The following is a 15,239-nucleotide window of genomic DNA, read 5'->3' as shown; positions in this document are numbered from 1 at the left end:
GGCCCGCGTTCGTCAACGTTCGAGGAGCGACCTGAAGTGCGCCAGGATCGGCGCGCACAGCTTCGGGAGCGCGGCGAGCTGGTCGGTCGCGACCATGCCCGTCACAAGGGACGCGACGCCGCCGATGAGCATCTCGCACGCGAACTCCGGGTCCGGCAGCCTGCGGAACCGCTCGTCCTCGCGCAGCAGCCCGGCGACGATCTCCACGAACCCGCGCTGGACGGTGTACCGCAGCGCCGTCGCCGCCGGGCCCGCCGCGTAGATCTCCAGCAGGAACATGCGCGCCGCGCCGCCGTCCGCCGCCAGCTCCCGCAGGTAGGCGTACAACGCCTGTTCGAGCCGTCCCATCACGGGTTCGCCGGGCGCCGCGAGCGCCTCGGTGACGACGCCCTCGATGCGGTCGGCGGCGGCCTGGTAGGCGGCGAGGAAGCAGGCCTGCTTGTCGGCGAAGTGCTCGTAGAACGTCTCGCGGGAGACGTGCGCCCGCTTCAGCACGTCGGCGACGGTGGTGCGGGCGTACCCCTTCTCCCCGACGGCCTGCGTCATGCCCTGGAGCATGCGGTCCCGCTGGGAGGCCGAGACCTGCGCGCGGGTGAGGTGATGACGCCCGCGCGGCAGCGAGGGGAAGCCGTCGGAGTCCACACGGACAAGCTATCAACGTGTTCGGGCCCGTCGAGGTAAGCCGTTTACCACGAATACTACGAACATTGTTGTTCGCCGAGATGTTACGGTTTCCAGTGCATATCGGGGGACGGACGTCCCCGTCCACGGAGCGGGACGGGACGGCCGAGCGATCACGGCCCGGCGCAGCCGGCGTGTGGTGAGCGGTCCGTCCAGGCAGTGCGCCACGGGGGCCGATCTGCACTGGACGACGCATCCGCACGCGGGGCTGACCCCGTCGCCGGGCCGATCGCAGGAGAGAGTGAAAACCGCGCGGCCCCGCGGTTTCACCGTCCTGCGTGGTCAGGCGTGGTCTGGCGCGGCCGGCTAGGGGAGCAGGCCCGCGCGGCGGGCGGTGGTGACGGCCTCCAGGCGGGTGTGGCTGTCCAGCTTGCGCATCGCGGAGCGCAGATAGCTCTTGACGGTTTCGGGGAGCAGGCCCAGGCGGTCGGCGGCCTCGGCGTTGGTGCAGCCGAGCGCCACATACGACAGGACGTCCAGCTCGCGCGGCGACAGCACCGGGCGCGCGGAGCCGTTCGGCTCGCTCAGCCCGGCGGCGGCGAGGCGGAGCGACGCCTCGCGGAGGCGATCACGGGTCGGGGCGTCCGTGACCCGTTCGGCCAGGGCGCGCAGCTCAGCGTGGACCGCCCTGACCTCCTCCCACCGGGCAGCCGACTCCGGGACGGGAACGGCGGCGGGACGCGCCGCACGGGCGAGCGCCTCGTCCGCGCTGTCCTGGACGGCGATGTCCTGTTCGAGGTCGCGGGCGGTCTGGACGGCGGCGCCCACGACACGGTCGGCGATCGACAGCGGTTCGCGCAGCGCGCCGTACAGGACGCCGCGAACCCGCCGCCGGACGACGATCGGCACCGCGAGGATCGACAGCAGTCCCTCACGCGAGACCGGCTTGTCGTAGTCGTGGCTGATCGACGCCGAGCACGGGTAGTTGCTGACCCAGAGCGGGCGTGCCAGGGCCATCGCCTTGCCGCCGAGCCCGTTGCCGTGGTGGACGACGAGCCCGTCCAGCGAATCGGTCGTGTTGCCGACGAGTTCGGTGATGCGGAGCCGGTCGTGCCCGCCGCCCGCCGCGCTCCCGCCCCCGGACACGGCGCCGCCGAACACCACGGGGAGCCGGGTCGTCCGGTGCAGGGTGAGCACCGCCGACCGGACGGCGCCCGCGTCGTCGCGCGTCATCCTGGGAGCCCCGGAAGGTCTCCGGCCACTGGTGAACGCGCTTCCCCGCTCGCCCGGCGTTCGCTCCCCGAGATAGGCGCACCCATGCTCCGAGCATGCCCGGTGAGGCGGCGTCCCGAAAGCCCTTCGGGAAGAAGGAGGGGGGTTCTAGGCGTCGCCGAGGGCCAGGATGTCGACGGCCTCCGCGCGCATCTGCACCTTGCGGATCTTCCCGGTGACCGTCATCGGGAACTCGTCCACGACGTGCACGTAGCGCGGGATCTTGAAGTGGGCGAGCCTGCCCTCGCAGTACGTGCGCAGTTCGGCGGCGGTGAGGCCGGCGACGCCCTCGCGCAGCCGCACCCAGGCCATCAGCTCCTCGCCGTACTTCTCGTCCGGGACGCCGATGACCTGCGCGTCCACGATGTCGGGATGGGTGTAGAGGAACTCCTCGATCTCGCGCGGGTAGATGTTCTCGCCGCCGCGGATCACCATGTCCTTGATGCGGCCGGTGATGCTGACGTAGCCGTCGTCATCCATCACGGCGAGGTCGCCGGTGTGCATCCAGCGGGCGGCGTCGATCGCCTCCGCCGTCTTCTCGGGCTCGTCCCAGTAGCCGAGCATCACCGAATAGCCGCGCGTGCAGAACTCGCCGGGCGTCCCGCGCGGGACGGTGACGCCCGTCTCCGGGTCGATGATCTTGATCTCCAGATGCGGCTGGACGCGCCCGACCGTCGAGACGCGGCGGTCGAGCGAGTCGCCCGCGCGGGTCTGCGTCGACACCGGGGACGTCTCCGTCATGCCGTAGCAGATCGCGACCTCGCCCATCCCGAGCCGCTCGATGACCTGCTTCATCACCTCGACGGGGCACGGCGACCCGGCCATGATCCCGGTGCGCAGGCTCGACAGGTCGAGGTCGTCCAGCGACGGCTCGTTCAGGACGGCGATGAACATCGTCGGCACCCCGTACAGCGAGGTGCACCGTTCGGCGGCGACGGCGTCCAGCGTCGCCTTCGGGTCGAACGCCGGCGCCGGGATGACGACGCACGCGCCGTGGCTCGTCGCCGCGAGGTTGCCCATGACCATGCCAAAGCAGTGGTAGAAGGGCACGGGAACGCACACGCGGTCCTCCTCGTCGTACGCGCACAGTTCGCCGACGAAGAAGCCGTTGTTCAGGATGTTGTGGTGCGAGAGCGTCGCGCCTTTGGGGAAGCCCGTCGTCCCGGACGTGTACTGGATGTTGATGGGGTCGTCGGCGGTGAGCGTCCGGCCGATCTCGTCGAGGACGGCGGGGTCTTCCGCGCGGCCCGCCGCCATCAGCTCGTCCCACTGCGGGGTGCCGACGAGCACGACGTCCCGCAGCGCGGCGCACTCCGGCCTGACCCGCTCGATCATCGCCGCGTAGTCGGAGGTCTTGAACGCGGGCGCCGACACCAGCGTCCTGATCCCCGCCTGGTTAAGGACGAACTCCAGCTCATGCACCCGGTACGCCGGGTTGATGTTGACGAGGATCGCGCCGAGCTTGGCCGTCGCGTACTGGACGAGCGTCCACTCCGCGCAGTTCGGCGACCAGATCCCGACCCGGTCGCCCTTGACGACGCCGCGCTCGCGCAGGCCGAGCGCGACGGCGTCCACGTCGTCGGCGAGCTGCGCGTACGTCCAGCGGCGGCCGGAGGCCCGCTCGACCAGCGCGTCGCGGTCGGCGAACGCGGCGACCGTCTTGGCGAGGTTCGCGCCGATCGTGTCGCCGAGCAGCGGCGTGCCGGACACGCCCGACGCGTACGAGAGGGTCACCGCAGGTCCTCCTCGCGGAACTCGCCTTCGGGCCGGTCGTCCGCGCCCGGATGCTTGTCGATCTCGCTCGTCCGCAGCTCGACGCGGCGGATCTTGCCGGAGATCGTCTTCGGCAGCGCGCCGAACTCCAGCAGCCGGATCCGCTTGTACGGCGACAGCTGCGCCCGGCTGTGCTCGAAGATCGCCTTCGCGGTGTCGGCGTCCGGTTCCCAGCCCGCCGCCAGCGTCACGTACGCCTTCGGCACGGCGGCCCTGACCGGGTCGGGCGAGGGCACCACGGCGGCCTCCGCGACGGCCTCGTGCTCGATCAGCACGCTCTCCAGCTCGAACGGCGAGATCTTGTAGTCGGACGCCTTGAACACGTCGTCGGAGCGGCCGACATAGGTGATGTATCCGTCTTCGTCCCGGGAGCCGATGTCGCCGGTGTGGTAGTAGCCGCCCGCCATCGCCTCATCGGTGCGCGCGTCGTCACCGTGGTACCCGACCATCAGCCCGAGCGGACGATCCTCCAGGTCAAGGCAGATCTCGCCCTCCTCGCCAGGCTCCCCGGTCACGGGATCGATCAGCGCGACCCGGTAGCCCGGCACAGGACGTCCCATCGAGCCCGGCTTGACCTTCTGCCCCGGGGTGTTGGCGATCTGCACGGTGGTCTCGGTCTGCCCGAAGCCGTCCCGGATCGTCCGGCCCCAGGCGTCCTTGACCCGCTCGATCACCTCGGGATTGAGCGGCTCACCGGCCGCCACAACCTCACGCGGCGGGTTGGCGAGCCGTCCCAGATCGGCCTGGATCAGCATCCGCCAGACAGTGGGCGGCGCACAGAAGCTAGAGACCCCGCACCGCTCCAGGGTGTCGAGCAGCCGATCAGCGTCGAACCGCGTGTAGTTGAAGATGAAGACGCAAGCCTCCGCGTCCCACGGCGCGAACACGTTGCTCCACGCGTGCTTGGCCCAGCCCGGCGACGAGATGTTCAGATGGACATCTCCTGGCCGCAGCCCAATCCAATACATCGTCGACAGATGCCCGGCCGGATAGGACGCGTGCGTGTGCTCGACCAGCTTCGGCTTAGCCGTCGTCCCAGAGGTGAAGTACAGCAACAGGGTGTCGCCCGACATCGTGAGCCCATACGGGGTGAACGACTCCGCCTCCTCATACGCCTCCGCGTACCGCACCCACCCGTCCACCGGCTCGCCCACGGCGATCTTCGTGAAGTCGCCCTGGACGCCGTCGAACTTCCCGGCGTCCGCCGACCCGACCACCACATGCCGGGCCTTGCCACGGATCAGCCGGTCCTGGAGATCGGCCGTCCCCAGCAGCGGCGTCGACGGAATCAGCACGGCGCCGATCTTCATCGCCGCCAGCACCGTCTCCCACAGCTCGACCTGGTTGCCGAGCATCAGGATGATCCGGTCGCCCCGCCGCACGCCCGACCGCCGCAGCAGGTTCGCCACCTGGTTCGACCGCCGCGCCATCTGCGAGAACGAGTAGCGCGCCTCGGAGCCGTCCTCCTCCACGATCCACAGCGCGGGCGAGTCGTTGCTCTCGGCGATCTTGTCGAACCAGTCCAGCGCCCAGTTGAACCCGGTCAGGACGGGCCAGCGGAACTTCTCGTACGCCGTCGCGTAGTCGTCGCGATGCGCGAGCAGGAAGTCGCGCGCCGCACGGAACTCGACTGCGGGCATGGTCTCTCCTCGTAGCCGCACGGACACCCGTCAGGGGGATCGTTCGCCATCCGGAGTGACCCACGCCACCCCCGAACGGGGGTAGTCCTACCCGCCCGCCGCCAATGTCGATCACGGCACGAAGGTGCGAGTCAGCCGTGCCAGCCTTGGCCGGTGTAGTTGCCGCAGGGGTTGAGCACCAGAGGGACGTAGTTGGCAGGGGGCCCGGCTGTGTCCAGGCACAAGCCGCTCGTGACGTTGGTGAACCGGCCGGTGCCGGGGTCGTATCGCCACTGCTGGCCGGTGTAGTTCCCGCACCTGTTCAGTACCGCGCTGACACCCTCGGCGGGAGGTCCCGCCGTGTCCAGGCACAGTTCGCTGGGTGGGTTGGCGAGGTGCTGAGTGGCCGGGTCGTAGCTCCATTCCTGGCCGCTGAAGTGGCCGCACTTTCGGACTTGCACGTGGACACCGGGCCCCTGAGGGCCGTCGGTGTCGATGCACAGTCCGCTGGCGGTGTTGGTGATCGGGCCAGGGCTCGACAGAGGGGATTGCGCACTGGGCGGCGCGTTGGGCGCAGGCGCGGTGGCGGGCTGCGGGCTCGTGGGTGACGCCGAGGGTGTGGCGCTGGTGGCGGGCGGGGTCACCGTCGCGGCACGGCCCCCGCCTCCCGCTCCGGTATTCCCGTTGTATGCGGCCAGGGCGAGCGCGACGCCACCGGCCGCGACGAGCGCGACCGCGCCCAGACCCGCGTACCAGGCGAGCCGCCGGGCAGCGGGAGGATCGACCCGCGTTGCTAGCCGACGGGTGTGCGGGTCCCCGCCGGGGGGTGGGGCGGACGGCGAGCCGGTGAGCTCGGAGAGCAGCTGCGGAACGGTCGGCCGGGCGGTGGGATCCTTGGCGAGGGCACGCGCGACGAGTTGGCGAAGATGTGGTTCGAGACCGTCCAGATCAGGCTCGGCGTGTTGAACCCGGTCGTTGATCTCGGCGCCGCCGGCCCCGGCGAAGGGAGGCCGGCCCGTGCCCGCATAGGCGACGACGGCCCCCCAGCAGAACACGTCGGCGGCCGGTAGCGGCAGGCCACCGGCCAACAGCTCGGGCGCGATGTAGCCGGGCGTGCCGATGACCGTTCCCGTACGCGTCAACTGCCCGGTGGCATCCAGAGCGCGGGCGATGCCGAAATCGATGACGCGCGGACCTACCGGCGACAGCAGCACGTTGGACGGTTTGAGGTCCCGGTGGATCAACCTGGCCTGGTGGATGGCGGACAGGGCCGTCGCGATACCGACCGCGAGCGCGTCCAGATCGGCTCCGCGTAGCGGGCCGTGGGCGGACACCGCCTCCCGCACGGTCGGGCCGTCGATGAAGTCGGTGGCCACCCACAGCGGGTCCTGGTCGAGACCGGCGTCCAGGACCGGCGCCGTGCAGAACCGCCGCACCCGCCGCGCCGCCTCCACCTCCTGCCGGAACCGCTCGCGGAACTCGGGCTCGCGTGCCAGCTCGTCGTTGATGACCTTGACCGCGACGGGCCGCCCGCCGCCGTCCTCGGCGAGCCACACCGTCCCCATTCCGCCGCGGCCAAGCTTCCGAACCAGCCGGTATCGCCCGATCATCTCGACCACGCAAAAAAGCATGACAGACGAACATTCGTGTCTGGCGGCCTCAACCCTCTGGACCAGCGCGCCACAGACCAGAGTCGGTCAGTGGCGCTCGTCCTGTTGAGCCGCGGGCTCGGGTTCGCGATGGGATTCGCGGTGGGCGGACTCGGCGAGGGTCTTGATCCGTTGGAGGCGGGTGTTCCAGCGGGAGGCCACGTCCGCTAGGGCGCGGCACGCCTCGTCCAGGCGGTCGGGGTGGACGGTGTAGCGGACCTCCCGGCCGTCGCGGCGCGCTGTCACCAGGCCGGTGCGTTGCAGGACGGCCAGGTGTTTCGCGACGGCCTGACGCGTGAACGGCAGTTCGCCGGCTAGGGCGGTGGGTGTCGCCTCGCCCTTGGCGAGCAGCACGTCGAGGAGCCGGCGGCGGCTCGGTTCCGCGACCGCCGCCAGCAGCTCCTCGTCATGCTCGGTCACTTGGGCGAGACCCCCGTCGTCGCGTACGTGGCCAGGTCGGCGAGGTGCTTGGACCAGCCCTCGTTGTGGTCGTCGACGTAGGCGGTCTTCCGCTCGTCGGTCCAGTCGGTCTCGTCCAGGCCGGTCTCGGTCACGCGCAGCAGCGTACGCTCGCCGTCCGGGACGAGCTTGAACTCGACCAGGGTCGAGTTGCCCTCGCCCGGCCGGGTGCCTTCGGGATTGCCCCAGCGGTAGGCGAACCGGTGCGGCGGCTCGACCGCGGCCACGACGAGCTTCGCCTGCTCCTGCGCGGCCGTCTCCTTGTCGACCCAGGTCAGCGTGCCGTCGCCGCCCGCTTTCAGGTCGATCTCCGCCTTGTCGCTGAACCACTGGGCGATCTGCTCCGGCTCCGTCACCGTCCGCCAGACGACGTCCACGGGTGCGTCGATCAGGATCTCGTGCTCGATGCTCATCGCCGTTCTCCTTGCTGTGGATTCATTTGCAACCTTTGGTTGCGCGATCACTGTAACCCTGGTGAGTGGTGATGCGCAACCGTTGGTTGCGTTTTGGTCCTGGGTCTCCGTCCTGGATCTTGTCCGGGCGGTGCTCACCCGGATTCATCCCGATCGCTCTGCTCGTTTTGATGAGCAGCTCGTCGCCGACCCTGGGGAACTCGGGGATGGACCGGGTGTTTCCGCCGGACGGGCGTGGGGGCAGGCCGTGGGCGCGCATCTCGTCGAGGTTCGGGACGCAGCCGGGCGGCACCGGGCCCGGGGTGTTCCCGGTCGCCTGGTGGGGCGTCCAGTACCGCGCGATGGTCCCGTTCGGGCTCGCCGATGCCGGGCGGACGTCTCGATTCCGACCGTGCGGACTAAGCTCGTCCATCGGCGGAGCCTCGCCGCCGAGATCCTCGCCGAGAAGCTCCTTTACACGACAGGTCCCACCCACCACGGCATATGCCCGCTCTGACGCGTCAGGGTTTGGAGGGGATGTAGGGCGGGGCCACGCCCCAGCCCCAGTGCGGCACCGGGGCCTCCAGCGGCGGTTTCGCGTCCGGCTGGGAGTTGGCGAGGGCGATGCGCGTCCCCCACTCGATGTAGGACGTGAACGCGGCGCGGAACTCGGGATCGTCCGGGAGGCCGACCTCGTCTGCGGCGTCCATCAGGAGCGACACCCAGCGGCGCCGCTGCGGCTCGGTGATGGCCTTGCCGAGATGCTGCCGGACCATGTGGTGGTAGCCGCCGCGCTCGGCGCTGTAGCGCTCCGGGCCGCGGAAGACCTCGCTCAGCCAGATCGCGACCCATTTCGGGTGGTCCGGGGCCATGTGCTCGAAGAGGGGGCGGAGGAGGTCGTCTTTCAACACGTTCGTGTAGAAGACCTCGGTGAGCCGCTCGAACGCCTCGGTGCCGCCCGCCCACTCGTACATCGTCGGGACGGACCCGCCCGCGCCGCGCACGGACGTCCGCTCGTAGTGCCGCATCTCCTCGATCTGCTGGACGTACGGCTTGATCTCGGCGAAGAAGGCGGGGAAGTGCTCGCCGCCTCGGAAGCCCTTGAGGTGGTCGTCGGCGGACGTCCAGCCGATGCGAAGGATGTAGGAGGCGGGCTCCTCGACGCACCGGGACAGTTCGTAGTCCACGCATTGCGGCGCGGCGGCCAAGGCGGCGGACGCGCGTGCGTAGGCGGCCTCGAACCCGTCCGTCTCGGACGGGTCGATGCGGTAGCGGATGTATTCGACGATCATGGAACCCCCAGCTGCGACCGGTCGGGTAATCACTGTAATCCTGTAATCACCCGACCGGAAGCAGAATGATCGTCTTTGTCGTTCGGCCGTCAGCCCTCAGACGTGGACGAGCGGCGGAACCAGGCGACGGCACCGGCCGCCCCGGCGATGACGAGCGCGATCAGCCCGATCCACAGCCAGCCGGACGAGCCGCCGCCCGAGCTCTCGGACGACGCGGCGTTCGACGGGGACGCCGCCGGAACGAAGGGGTCCGAACTCGCGGCACCGGGCGACGCCGTCGAACCGGACGAACCGCCCGTGCCCGTCGCCGAGCCCTCCACCGTGAACTTGTAGGTGCCCGACACCGGATGACCGTCCACCGACACGACCCGCCAGCCGACCGTGTACTTCCCGTTCGGCAACGCGCCGCTGACCGGCTGGGTGACCTTGTTGTCGACGGCCTTGGCGGTTCCCGCCTGGTACTGCTTGCCGGACGCGTCGGTGAGCAGCACGCGCGGCAGCCGGATGTTCTCCGTATAGGTCAGGACGATCTCCGAAGGGGCCGCGACCGACGAGCCCTTCTTCGGGTTGGACGCCGTCAGCGCGGTGTGCGCCGAGGCCGGTGCCGCGGACACCGCAAGCACCGTCCCGACGGCCAGCGCCCCCGCCGCGATGCGCGCTGCCATGCGACCGGGCGCACGCCGTCCCGCTGCGTGGCCGGGCGTGAGCCGTTCCGCCGTCTTCGCGCGGGTCATGACCGGCTCCGGGCGCGGGTCAGGCCGTAGCCGCCGACCACGAGGCCGAGGACGCCGACGGCGATGCCGACCCCGCCGAGCAGCCGTGCGGTGCCGTCATCGGCGGACACCGTGGCGGCCGACTTGCCCTGCGTGGTCGCGGTCAGCCCGACCGCGGACTGCTGGCCCTGGCCCTTCGGGACCAGCTTGAGCACGGGCGCCGGGTGCTCGGGTTCGGCCGCCCCCTCGGCGGCCGGCGGCTGGTCCCACTTCACGACCTCGCCGTTCGAGTATGTCTGGTCGGCTTTGAACATCAGTTCTCCGGTGTCGGCCGGCAGCCGTCCCATGGAGACGTCGAACTCCTGGAAGGTGCCGGGGTCGATCTTGCCGCCGGACCAGGTGATCCTGGTGACGGCCTCGGTCTGCTCGCCGCCCTCGGTCTTGATCGGGGTCGCGAGCTTGGTCTTCTCGGCCTTCACCGTCCAGCCGGGGACGGGCCGGACCGACACCGACGACAGCGGACGGTCGGCCGGCAGGTGCACCACCAGCTTGGTGGTGGACGCGTTGTCGCGCTCGTTCGGCACGCGGAACGCCACCTTGGCGTACGTCCCCTGCTCGGCGGTCTTCGGGTTGACGGTGACGTGCGCGGACGCGGCGGTGGCCAGGCCGAGCACGGACACGGCGGCAAGGCCTGCGACGGCGCCCAGCCTGCGGGCGGTGGCGCCGGACGGGCGGGCATGAGAAAGAGAAGGCATGGCGGGTTTCCGTTCGAGTCTACGTACGGGAAATTCCGGAAGCGCCGGGGTCGGCGTCCGGTGACGTACGGCGCTCGCTCAGCGGGTCAGCAGGCCCGCAGGCCCGCAGGTCAGCTGGAAGGAAGTGTGCGGGCGAGCGCCCTCGAACGCGGCGGGGGACCCCGCCGGACGACCTGATGCCGCAGCGTCCGGCCGATCGCCATGAGGGCGGCCGTCGCCGGTGCGGCGGCGGTGATGCGCGGCGGGGCCGCGGCGGGTTCGGTGGTGAGGAACGCGAGCAGCAGCAGCCAGACCAGCCGGATCGACCGGTCGGCCGCGCCCGCGACCCGCCGGGCCAGCGACCACGCGGCCCGCTCCCCGCGGCGCAGCCACCATGCCGCGACCAGCGCGGCGACGGTGTGCGCGAGCGTCATCGTCGCGCCGCCGGTGAGCTGCGTGACGGGCAGCAGGATGTCCGAGCCCACCATCGCCGCGCCCGGGCCGGCGGTGTCGTGCATCCCGGCTTGGTGCAGGGCCGCGGCGCGCGCGGCCGGGTCTTGCAGAGACGCGAAGGGCGGGTTGACCGGGTCGGTGGCGCTCGTGAAGAGCGCGTGCAGCGCGAACTGGCCGCCCAGAAGGCCGCCGAGGATCGTCGCCAATGACCGTTCGTGGCCCGCCAGCACGTGCGTCACGCCCAGCACGGCCACGAACCCCGTCAGGACCGCCCAGATGGGGATCACCGTCCCCGATGCGAGGACGTGCCCGGCGGTCGCCAGCGTGACGCACACGGTGGCGAACACCACCGCGCGCGCGGTTCGGAAGCCCGGTTGCGGGGGACGCGGGGACATGGCGTGACCATCGTCCCACCACATCCGGCGTCCGGATAGTCGCCCCGTGCCCTTTCTGACACGCCCAACATCTTGGGGTTGTGCAAAGATCGTCAACTACATGTAGGGTTCAATCCCGTGCTGGTTCGCCCCCGCCGCTGGTCGGCGGCGCCGTTTCGTCGGCGGGGGCGTCGCAAGAGGGAACCCGGTGCGAGTCCGGGACTGCCCCGCAGCGGTGAGTGGGAACGACCGCCGTATTCACGCACTGGGCCGGAATCCACCGGCCTGGGAAGCGACGGCCAGTAGGACGCGCCTTCGTCCGGTTCCGGGAAGGCGCGGTGCCCGCGAGTCCGAAGACCTGCCCGCACGATGATCCGGGGTCGCCCCTCGGATCGACACGTCCAGGCTTCGCGGGTGGGCCGGGGGCGGAGCGCGGTGTGCCCATCGGTCGGGCCGCTCGTGTCCCGTTCGCATGCCGTCCGCGGGGCGGCTGCGAGGGGAGAGAGCACGTGACACAGGACCTGGCCGTACCGGTGGAGCCGCGCACGACGGCGTTCGCGCAGGCCGCCGCGGCCGTCGCCGCCGAAGTCGAGGCCGCCTGCGACGGGGTGCCGGACGTCGAGCCGGGGCGGGTGCTGGCCGCCGTCCGCACGGGGGAAGGGATGGACGGCCCGGACGCGGCGGCGGTGCTGCGCGATCTGGCCATCGGTGAGGCGAGCGCGCTGGTTCCTTCCGAACCCGGATATTCCAAGGTCGCGGCGCGCCTGCTCGGGCTGCGGATACGGGACGAGGCGACGTCCGCCGGGGTCCGGACGTTCGCCGAATCGGTCGCCACCGCGCACCGGGAGGGTCTCCTCGCGGACGCTCCGGCCGCGTTCGTCGCCGCCAACGCGTCCGTGCTCAACGCCCTCATCGACCCGTCCGCCGACGACCGCTTCGAGTACTTCGGCCTCCGGACGCTCTATGACCGCTACCTGCTGAGGCATCCGCGATCGAGGCTCGTCCTCGAACGTCCGCAGCACTTCCTCCTGCGCGTGGCGTGCGGCTTGGCCGACTCCGTCGACGAGGCCGCCGATCTGTACGCGCTGCTGAGCACCCTCTCGTATCTGCCCAGCTCACCAACGCTCTTCAACTCCGCCGCCCGCCGCCCGCAGCTCTCGTCCTGCTTCCTGCTCGACTCGCCGCGCGACGAGCTGGAGTCGATCTACGAGCGGTACGGGCAGGTGGCGCGGCTCAGCAAGTACGCGGGCGGCATCGGGATCTCCTGGACGAAGGTCCGCTCCCGAGGCTCGCTGATCCGCGGCACGAACGGCCACTCGAACGGGATCGTCCCGTGGCTGCGGACGCTCGACTCGTCCGTCGCGGCCGTCAACCAGGGCGGGCGCCGGAAGGGCGCGGCGTGCGTGTACCTGGAGCCGTGGCACGCCGACGTCGAGGAGTTCCTGGAGCTGCGCGACAACACGGGCGAGGACGCGCGCCGCGCCCACAACCTCAACCTCGCCAACTGGATCCCGGACGAGTTCATGCGCCGCGTCGAGCAGGACGGGACATGGTCGCTGTTCGACCCGAAGGAGGTCCCCGAGCTGGCGGACCTGTGGGGCGACGCGTTCGACGAGGCGTACCGGGCGGCGGAGAAGGCGGGACGGTTCGTCCGGCAGCTCCCGGCCCGCAAGCTCTACGGGCGGATGATGCGGACGCTCGCCGAGACGGGCAACGGATGGATGACGTTCAAGGACGCCGCCAACCGCTCCTGCAACCAGACCCTTGAACCGGGTCAGACCGTCCACCTGTCGAACCTGTGCACCGAAATCCTGGAGGTGACGAGCGACGGCGAAGCGGCCGTGTGCAACCTCGGATCGGTGAACCTCGCCGCGCACGTCGGGCCGTCCGGCATGGATTGGGAGCGGCTGCGCTCCACGGTCCGCACGGCGATCCGGTTCCTCGACCGGACCATCGACCGCGGCTTCTACCCGACCCCGGAAGCGGAAACGGCGAACAGGAAATGGCGTCCGGTGGGCCTGGGCGTGATGGGTCTCGCGGACGTCTTCTTCACGCTCCGCCTGCCGTTCGACTCCGACGAGGCCCGAGCGCTGTCGACGCGCATCGCGGAGGAGATCGCCCTGGCCGCCTACGACGCGTCCGCCGACCTCGCCGCCGAGCACGGCCCGCTGCCCGCCTACGACCGGACGCGCACCGCCCACGGCCAGCTCCACCTGGACCATTTCCCGGACGCCGCGCCGACCCGTCCCGGCGAATGGGAGCGGGTGCGGGCGCGCGTCGCCGAGGTCGGGCTGCGCAACTCGCTGCTGATCGCCATCGCGCCGACCGCGACGATCGCGTCCATCGCGGGCTGCTACGAGTGCATCGAGCCCCAGGTCTCCAACCTGTTCAAGCGCGAGACGCTGTCCGGCGAGTTCCTGCAGATCAACGGTTATCTGGTGGACGATCTGAAGTCGCTCGGGCTGTGGACGCCGGCCGTCCGGGAGGCGATCAAGAAGGCGAACGGCTCCGTCCAGGGCCTCGTCGACCTGCCGGACGACATGCTGGCCCTCTACCGCACCGCATGGGAGCTCCCGCAGAAATCGCTGATCGACCTCGCCGCGGCCCGGACCCCGTACATCGACCAGTCCCACTCGCTGAACCTGTTCATGGAGACGCCGACCATCGGCAAGCTCTCCTCGATGTACGCCTACGCGTGGCGAAGCGGCCTCAAGACCACGTACTACCTCCGCTCACGCCCCGCTACCCGCATCGCCCAGACCACGGTGGCGGCGGCCGTCTGCTCCCTCGAAAACCCCGAGACCTGCGAGGCCTGCCAGTGATGAAGCTGCTCAACCCCGGCATGGACCTGACGCTGCGGCCCATGCGCTACCCCGACTTCTACGAGCGCTACCGCGCCGCGATCCGCAACACGTGGACGGTCGAGGAGGTCGATCTCGCGTCCGACCTCGTGGACCTCGCCCGCCTGACGCCCGCGGAACTGCACCTGGTCAACCGGCTCGTCGCGTTCTTCGCCACCGGCGACTCGATCGTGGCGAACAACCTGGTGCTCAACCTCTACAAGCACGTCAACGCACCCGAGGCCCGCCTCTACCTGTCGCGCCAGCTGTTCGAGGAGGCCGTGCACGTCCAGTTCTACTTGACCCTCCTCGACACCTACCTGCCCGACCAGGACGAACGCGCCAAGGCGTTCGCCGCCATCGAGCACATACCGTCCATCCGCTCCAAGGCGGAGTTCTGCTTCCGCTGGATCGACTCGCTCGGCTCCCTGGACGAACTCCGCACCGCCGCAGACCGTCGCGCGTTCCTCCTGAACCTGATCTGTTTCGCGGCGTGCATCGAGGGGCTGTTCTTCTACGGCGCCTTCGCCTACGTGTACTGGCTCCGCTCGCGCGGGCTGCTGAACGGCCTCGCCTCGGGAACCAACTGGGTGTTCCGCGACGAGTCCGCGCACATGGAGTTCGCGTTCTCCGTGGTCGACACCGTCCGGGCGGAGGAGCCGGAACTGTTCGACGCCGAGCTGACGGAGCAGGTCACGCGGATGCTGGACGAGGCCGTCCAGGCGGAACTCGACTTCGCCCGAGACCTGTGCGGCGACGGCCTGCCCGGGATGAGCGCGGACGACATGCGCGCCTACCTGGAGTACGTCGCGGACCAGCGCCTGGTCCGCCTCGGCCTCCCGGCCCGCTACGGCACGCCGAACCCGTTCGCCTTCATGGAGCTACAGGACGTCCAGGAGCTCTCAAACTTCTTCGAACGTCGCGTCTCGGCGTACCAGATAGGCGTGGAGGGAACCGTCTCCCTAAACGAAGCCTTCTGAACGCTACGTGGCGGCCTGGCTCTGGACGGTGCTCCGGAGCCAGGCCGTTGCGCGTCTTGCGGATCCCG

13 protein-coding genes and 1 riboswitch are annotated in these 15,239 nt (G+C 70.5%); of the genes, 2 read left to right on the top strand and 11 right to left on the bottom strand.

Annotation, left to right across the window (positions count from 1 at the left end):
• Positions 1 to 12 precede the first annotated feature (12 nt).
• From ACH34S_RS10670 to ACH34S_RS10620, 11 genes are all read right to left on the bottom strand, one after another.
• A complete protein-coding gene (locus ACH34S_RS10670; protein WP_395952335.1) occupies positions 13 to 642 on the bottom strand; it encodes a TetR/AcrR family transcriptional regulator in 630 nt (209 codons plus the stop codon).
• A gap of 345 nt (positions 643 to 987) precedes the next feature.
• The gene (locus tag ACH34S_RS10665; RefSeq protein ID WP_395952334.1) at positions 988 to 1,854 is read right to left on the bottom strand and encodes a response regulator transcription factor; all 867 of its coding nucleotides are present in this window, start codon (positions 1,852 to 1,854) and stop codon (positions 988 to 990) included.
• Positions 1,855 to 2,001: 147 nt separating this feature from the next.
• The gene (locus tag ACH34S_RS10660; RefSeq protein WP_395952333.1) at positions 2,002 to 3,627 is read right to left on the bottom strand and encodes an AMP-binding protein; all 1,626 of its coding nucleotides are present in this window, start codon (positions 3,625 to 3,627) and stop codon (positions 2,002 to 2,004) included.
• Complete coding sequence (locus ACH34S_RS10655; RefSeq protein ID WP_395952332.1) at positions 3,624 to 5,306, bottom strand: AMP-binding protein; 1,683 nt, start codon at positions 5,304 to 5,306, stop codon at positions 3,624 to 3,626. Before ACH34S_RS10655 ends, ACH34S_RS10660 begins: the two co-directional genes overlap by 4 nt.
• Positions 5,307 to 5,437: 131 nt before the next feature.
• Positions 5,438 to 6,895, bottom strand: coding sequence for a serine/threonine protein kinase (locus tag ACH34S_RS10650; RefSeq protein WP_395952431.1), 1,458 nt, complete (start codon positions 6,893 to 6,895; stop codon positions 5,438 to 5,440).
• Between the two features lie 87 nt (positions 6,896 to 6,982).
• The gene (locus tag ACH34S_RS10645) at positions 6,983 to 7,354 is read right to left on the bottom strand and encodes an ArsR/SmtB family transcription factor (RefSeq protein ID WP_395952331.1); all 372 of its coding nucleotides are present in this window, start codon (positions 7,352 to 7,354) and stop codon (positions 6,983 to 6,985) included.
• The gene (locus ACH34S_RS10640) at positions 7,351 to 7,806 is read right to left on the bottom strand and encodes an SRPBCC domain-containing protein (RefSeq protein ID WP_395952330.1); all 456 of its coding nucleotides are present in this window, start codon (positions 7,804 to 7,806) and stop codon (positions 7,351 to 7,353) included. Before ACH34S_RS10640 ends, ACH34S_RS10645 begins: the two co-directional genes overlap by 4 nt.
• 500 nt (positions 7,807 to 8,306) lie before the next feature.
• Positions 8,307 to 9,077 carry a group II truncated hemoglobin gene (locus ACH34S_RS10635; protein ID WP_395952329.1) on the bottom strand — a complete coding sequence of 257 codons (771 nt, stop codon included), beginning with the start codon at positions 9,075 to 9,077 and terminating at the stop codon, positions 8,307 to 8,309.
• 89 nt (positions 9,078 to 9,166) lie between these two features.
• On the bottom strand, positions 9,167 to 9,742 hold the full coding sequence (locus tag ACH34S_RS10630) for a copper resistance protein CopC (protein ID WP_395952328.1): 576 nt from the start codon (positions 9,740 to 9,742) through the stop codon (positions 9,167 to 9,169).
• Between the two features lie 65 nt (positions 9,743 to 9,807).
• Positions 9,808 to 10,545, bottom strand: coding sequence for a YcnI family protein (locus tag ACH34S_RS10625; protein ID WP_395952327.1), 738 nt, complete (start codon positions 10,543 to 10,545; stop codon positions 9,808 to 9,810).
• Between the two features lie 110 nt (positions 10,546 to 10,655).
• A complete protein-coding gene (locus ACH34S_RS10620; RefSeq protein ID WP_395952326.1) occupies positions 10,656 to 11,372 on the bottom strand; it encodes a hypothetical protein in 717 nt (238 codons plus the stop codon).
• Between the two features lie 174 nt (positions 11,373 to 11,546).
• Positions 11,547 to 11,711, top strand: a riboswitch (cobalamin riboswitch).
• A 149-nt stretch (positions 11,712 to 11,860) separates the two neighbouring features.
• On the opposite strand from ACH34S_RS10620, the gene ACH34S_RS10615 reads away from it, so the two are divergent.
• Positions 11,861 to 14,173, top strand: a complete 2,313-nt coding sequence (locus tag ACH34S_RS10615; RefSeq protein ID WP_395952325.1) for a ribonucleoside-diphosphate reductase subunit alpha — start codon at positions 11,861 to 11,863, stop codon at positions 14,171 to 14,173.
• The gene (locus tag ACH34S_RS10610; RefSeq protein ID WP_395952324.1) at positions 14,173 to 15,171 is read left to right on the top strand and encodes a ribonucleotide-diphosphate reductase subunit beta; all 999 of its coding nucleotides are present in this window, start codon (positions 14,173 to 14,175) and stop codon (positions 15,169 to 15,171) included. The genes ACH34S_RS10615 and ACH34S_RS10610 overlap by 1 nt, the downstream gene beginning before the upstream one ends.
• Positions 15,172 to 15,239 lie beyond the last annotated feature (68 nt).

The organism is Actinomadura sp. 3N508 (assembly GCF_044326375.1).
Classification (GTDB): domain Bacteria; phylum Actinomycetota; class Actinomycetes; order Streptosporangiales; family Streptosporangiaceae; genus Spirillospora.
The sequence above is the reverse complement of the archived record's forward strand: the minus strand, read 5'-3'. Positions and strand labels throughout refer to the sequence as shown.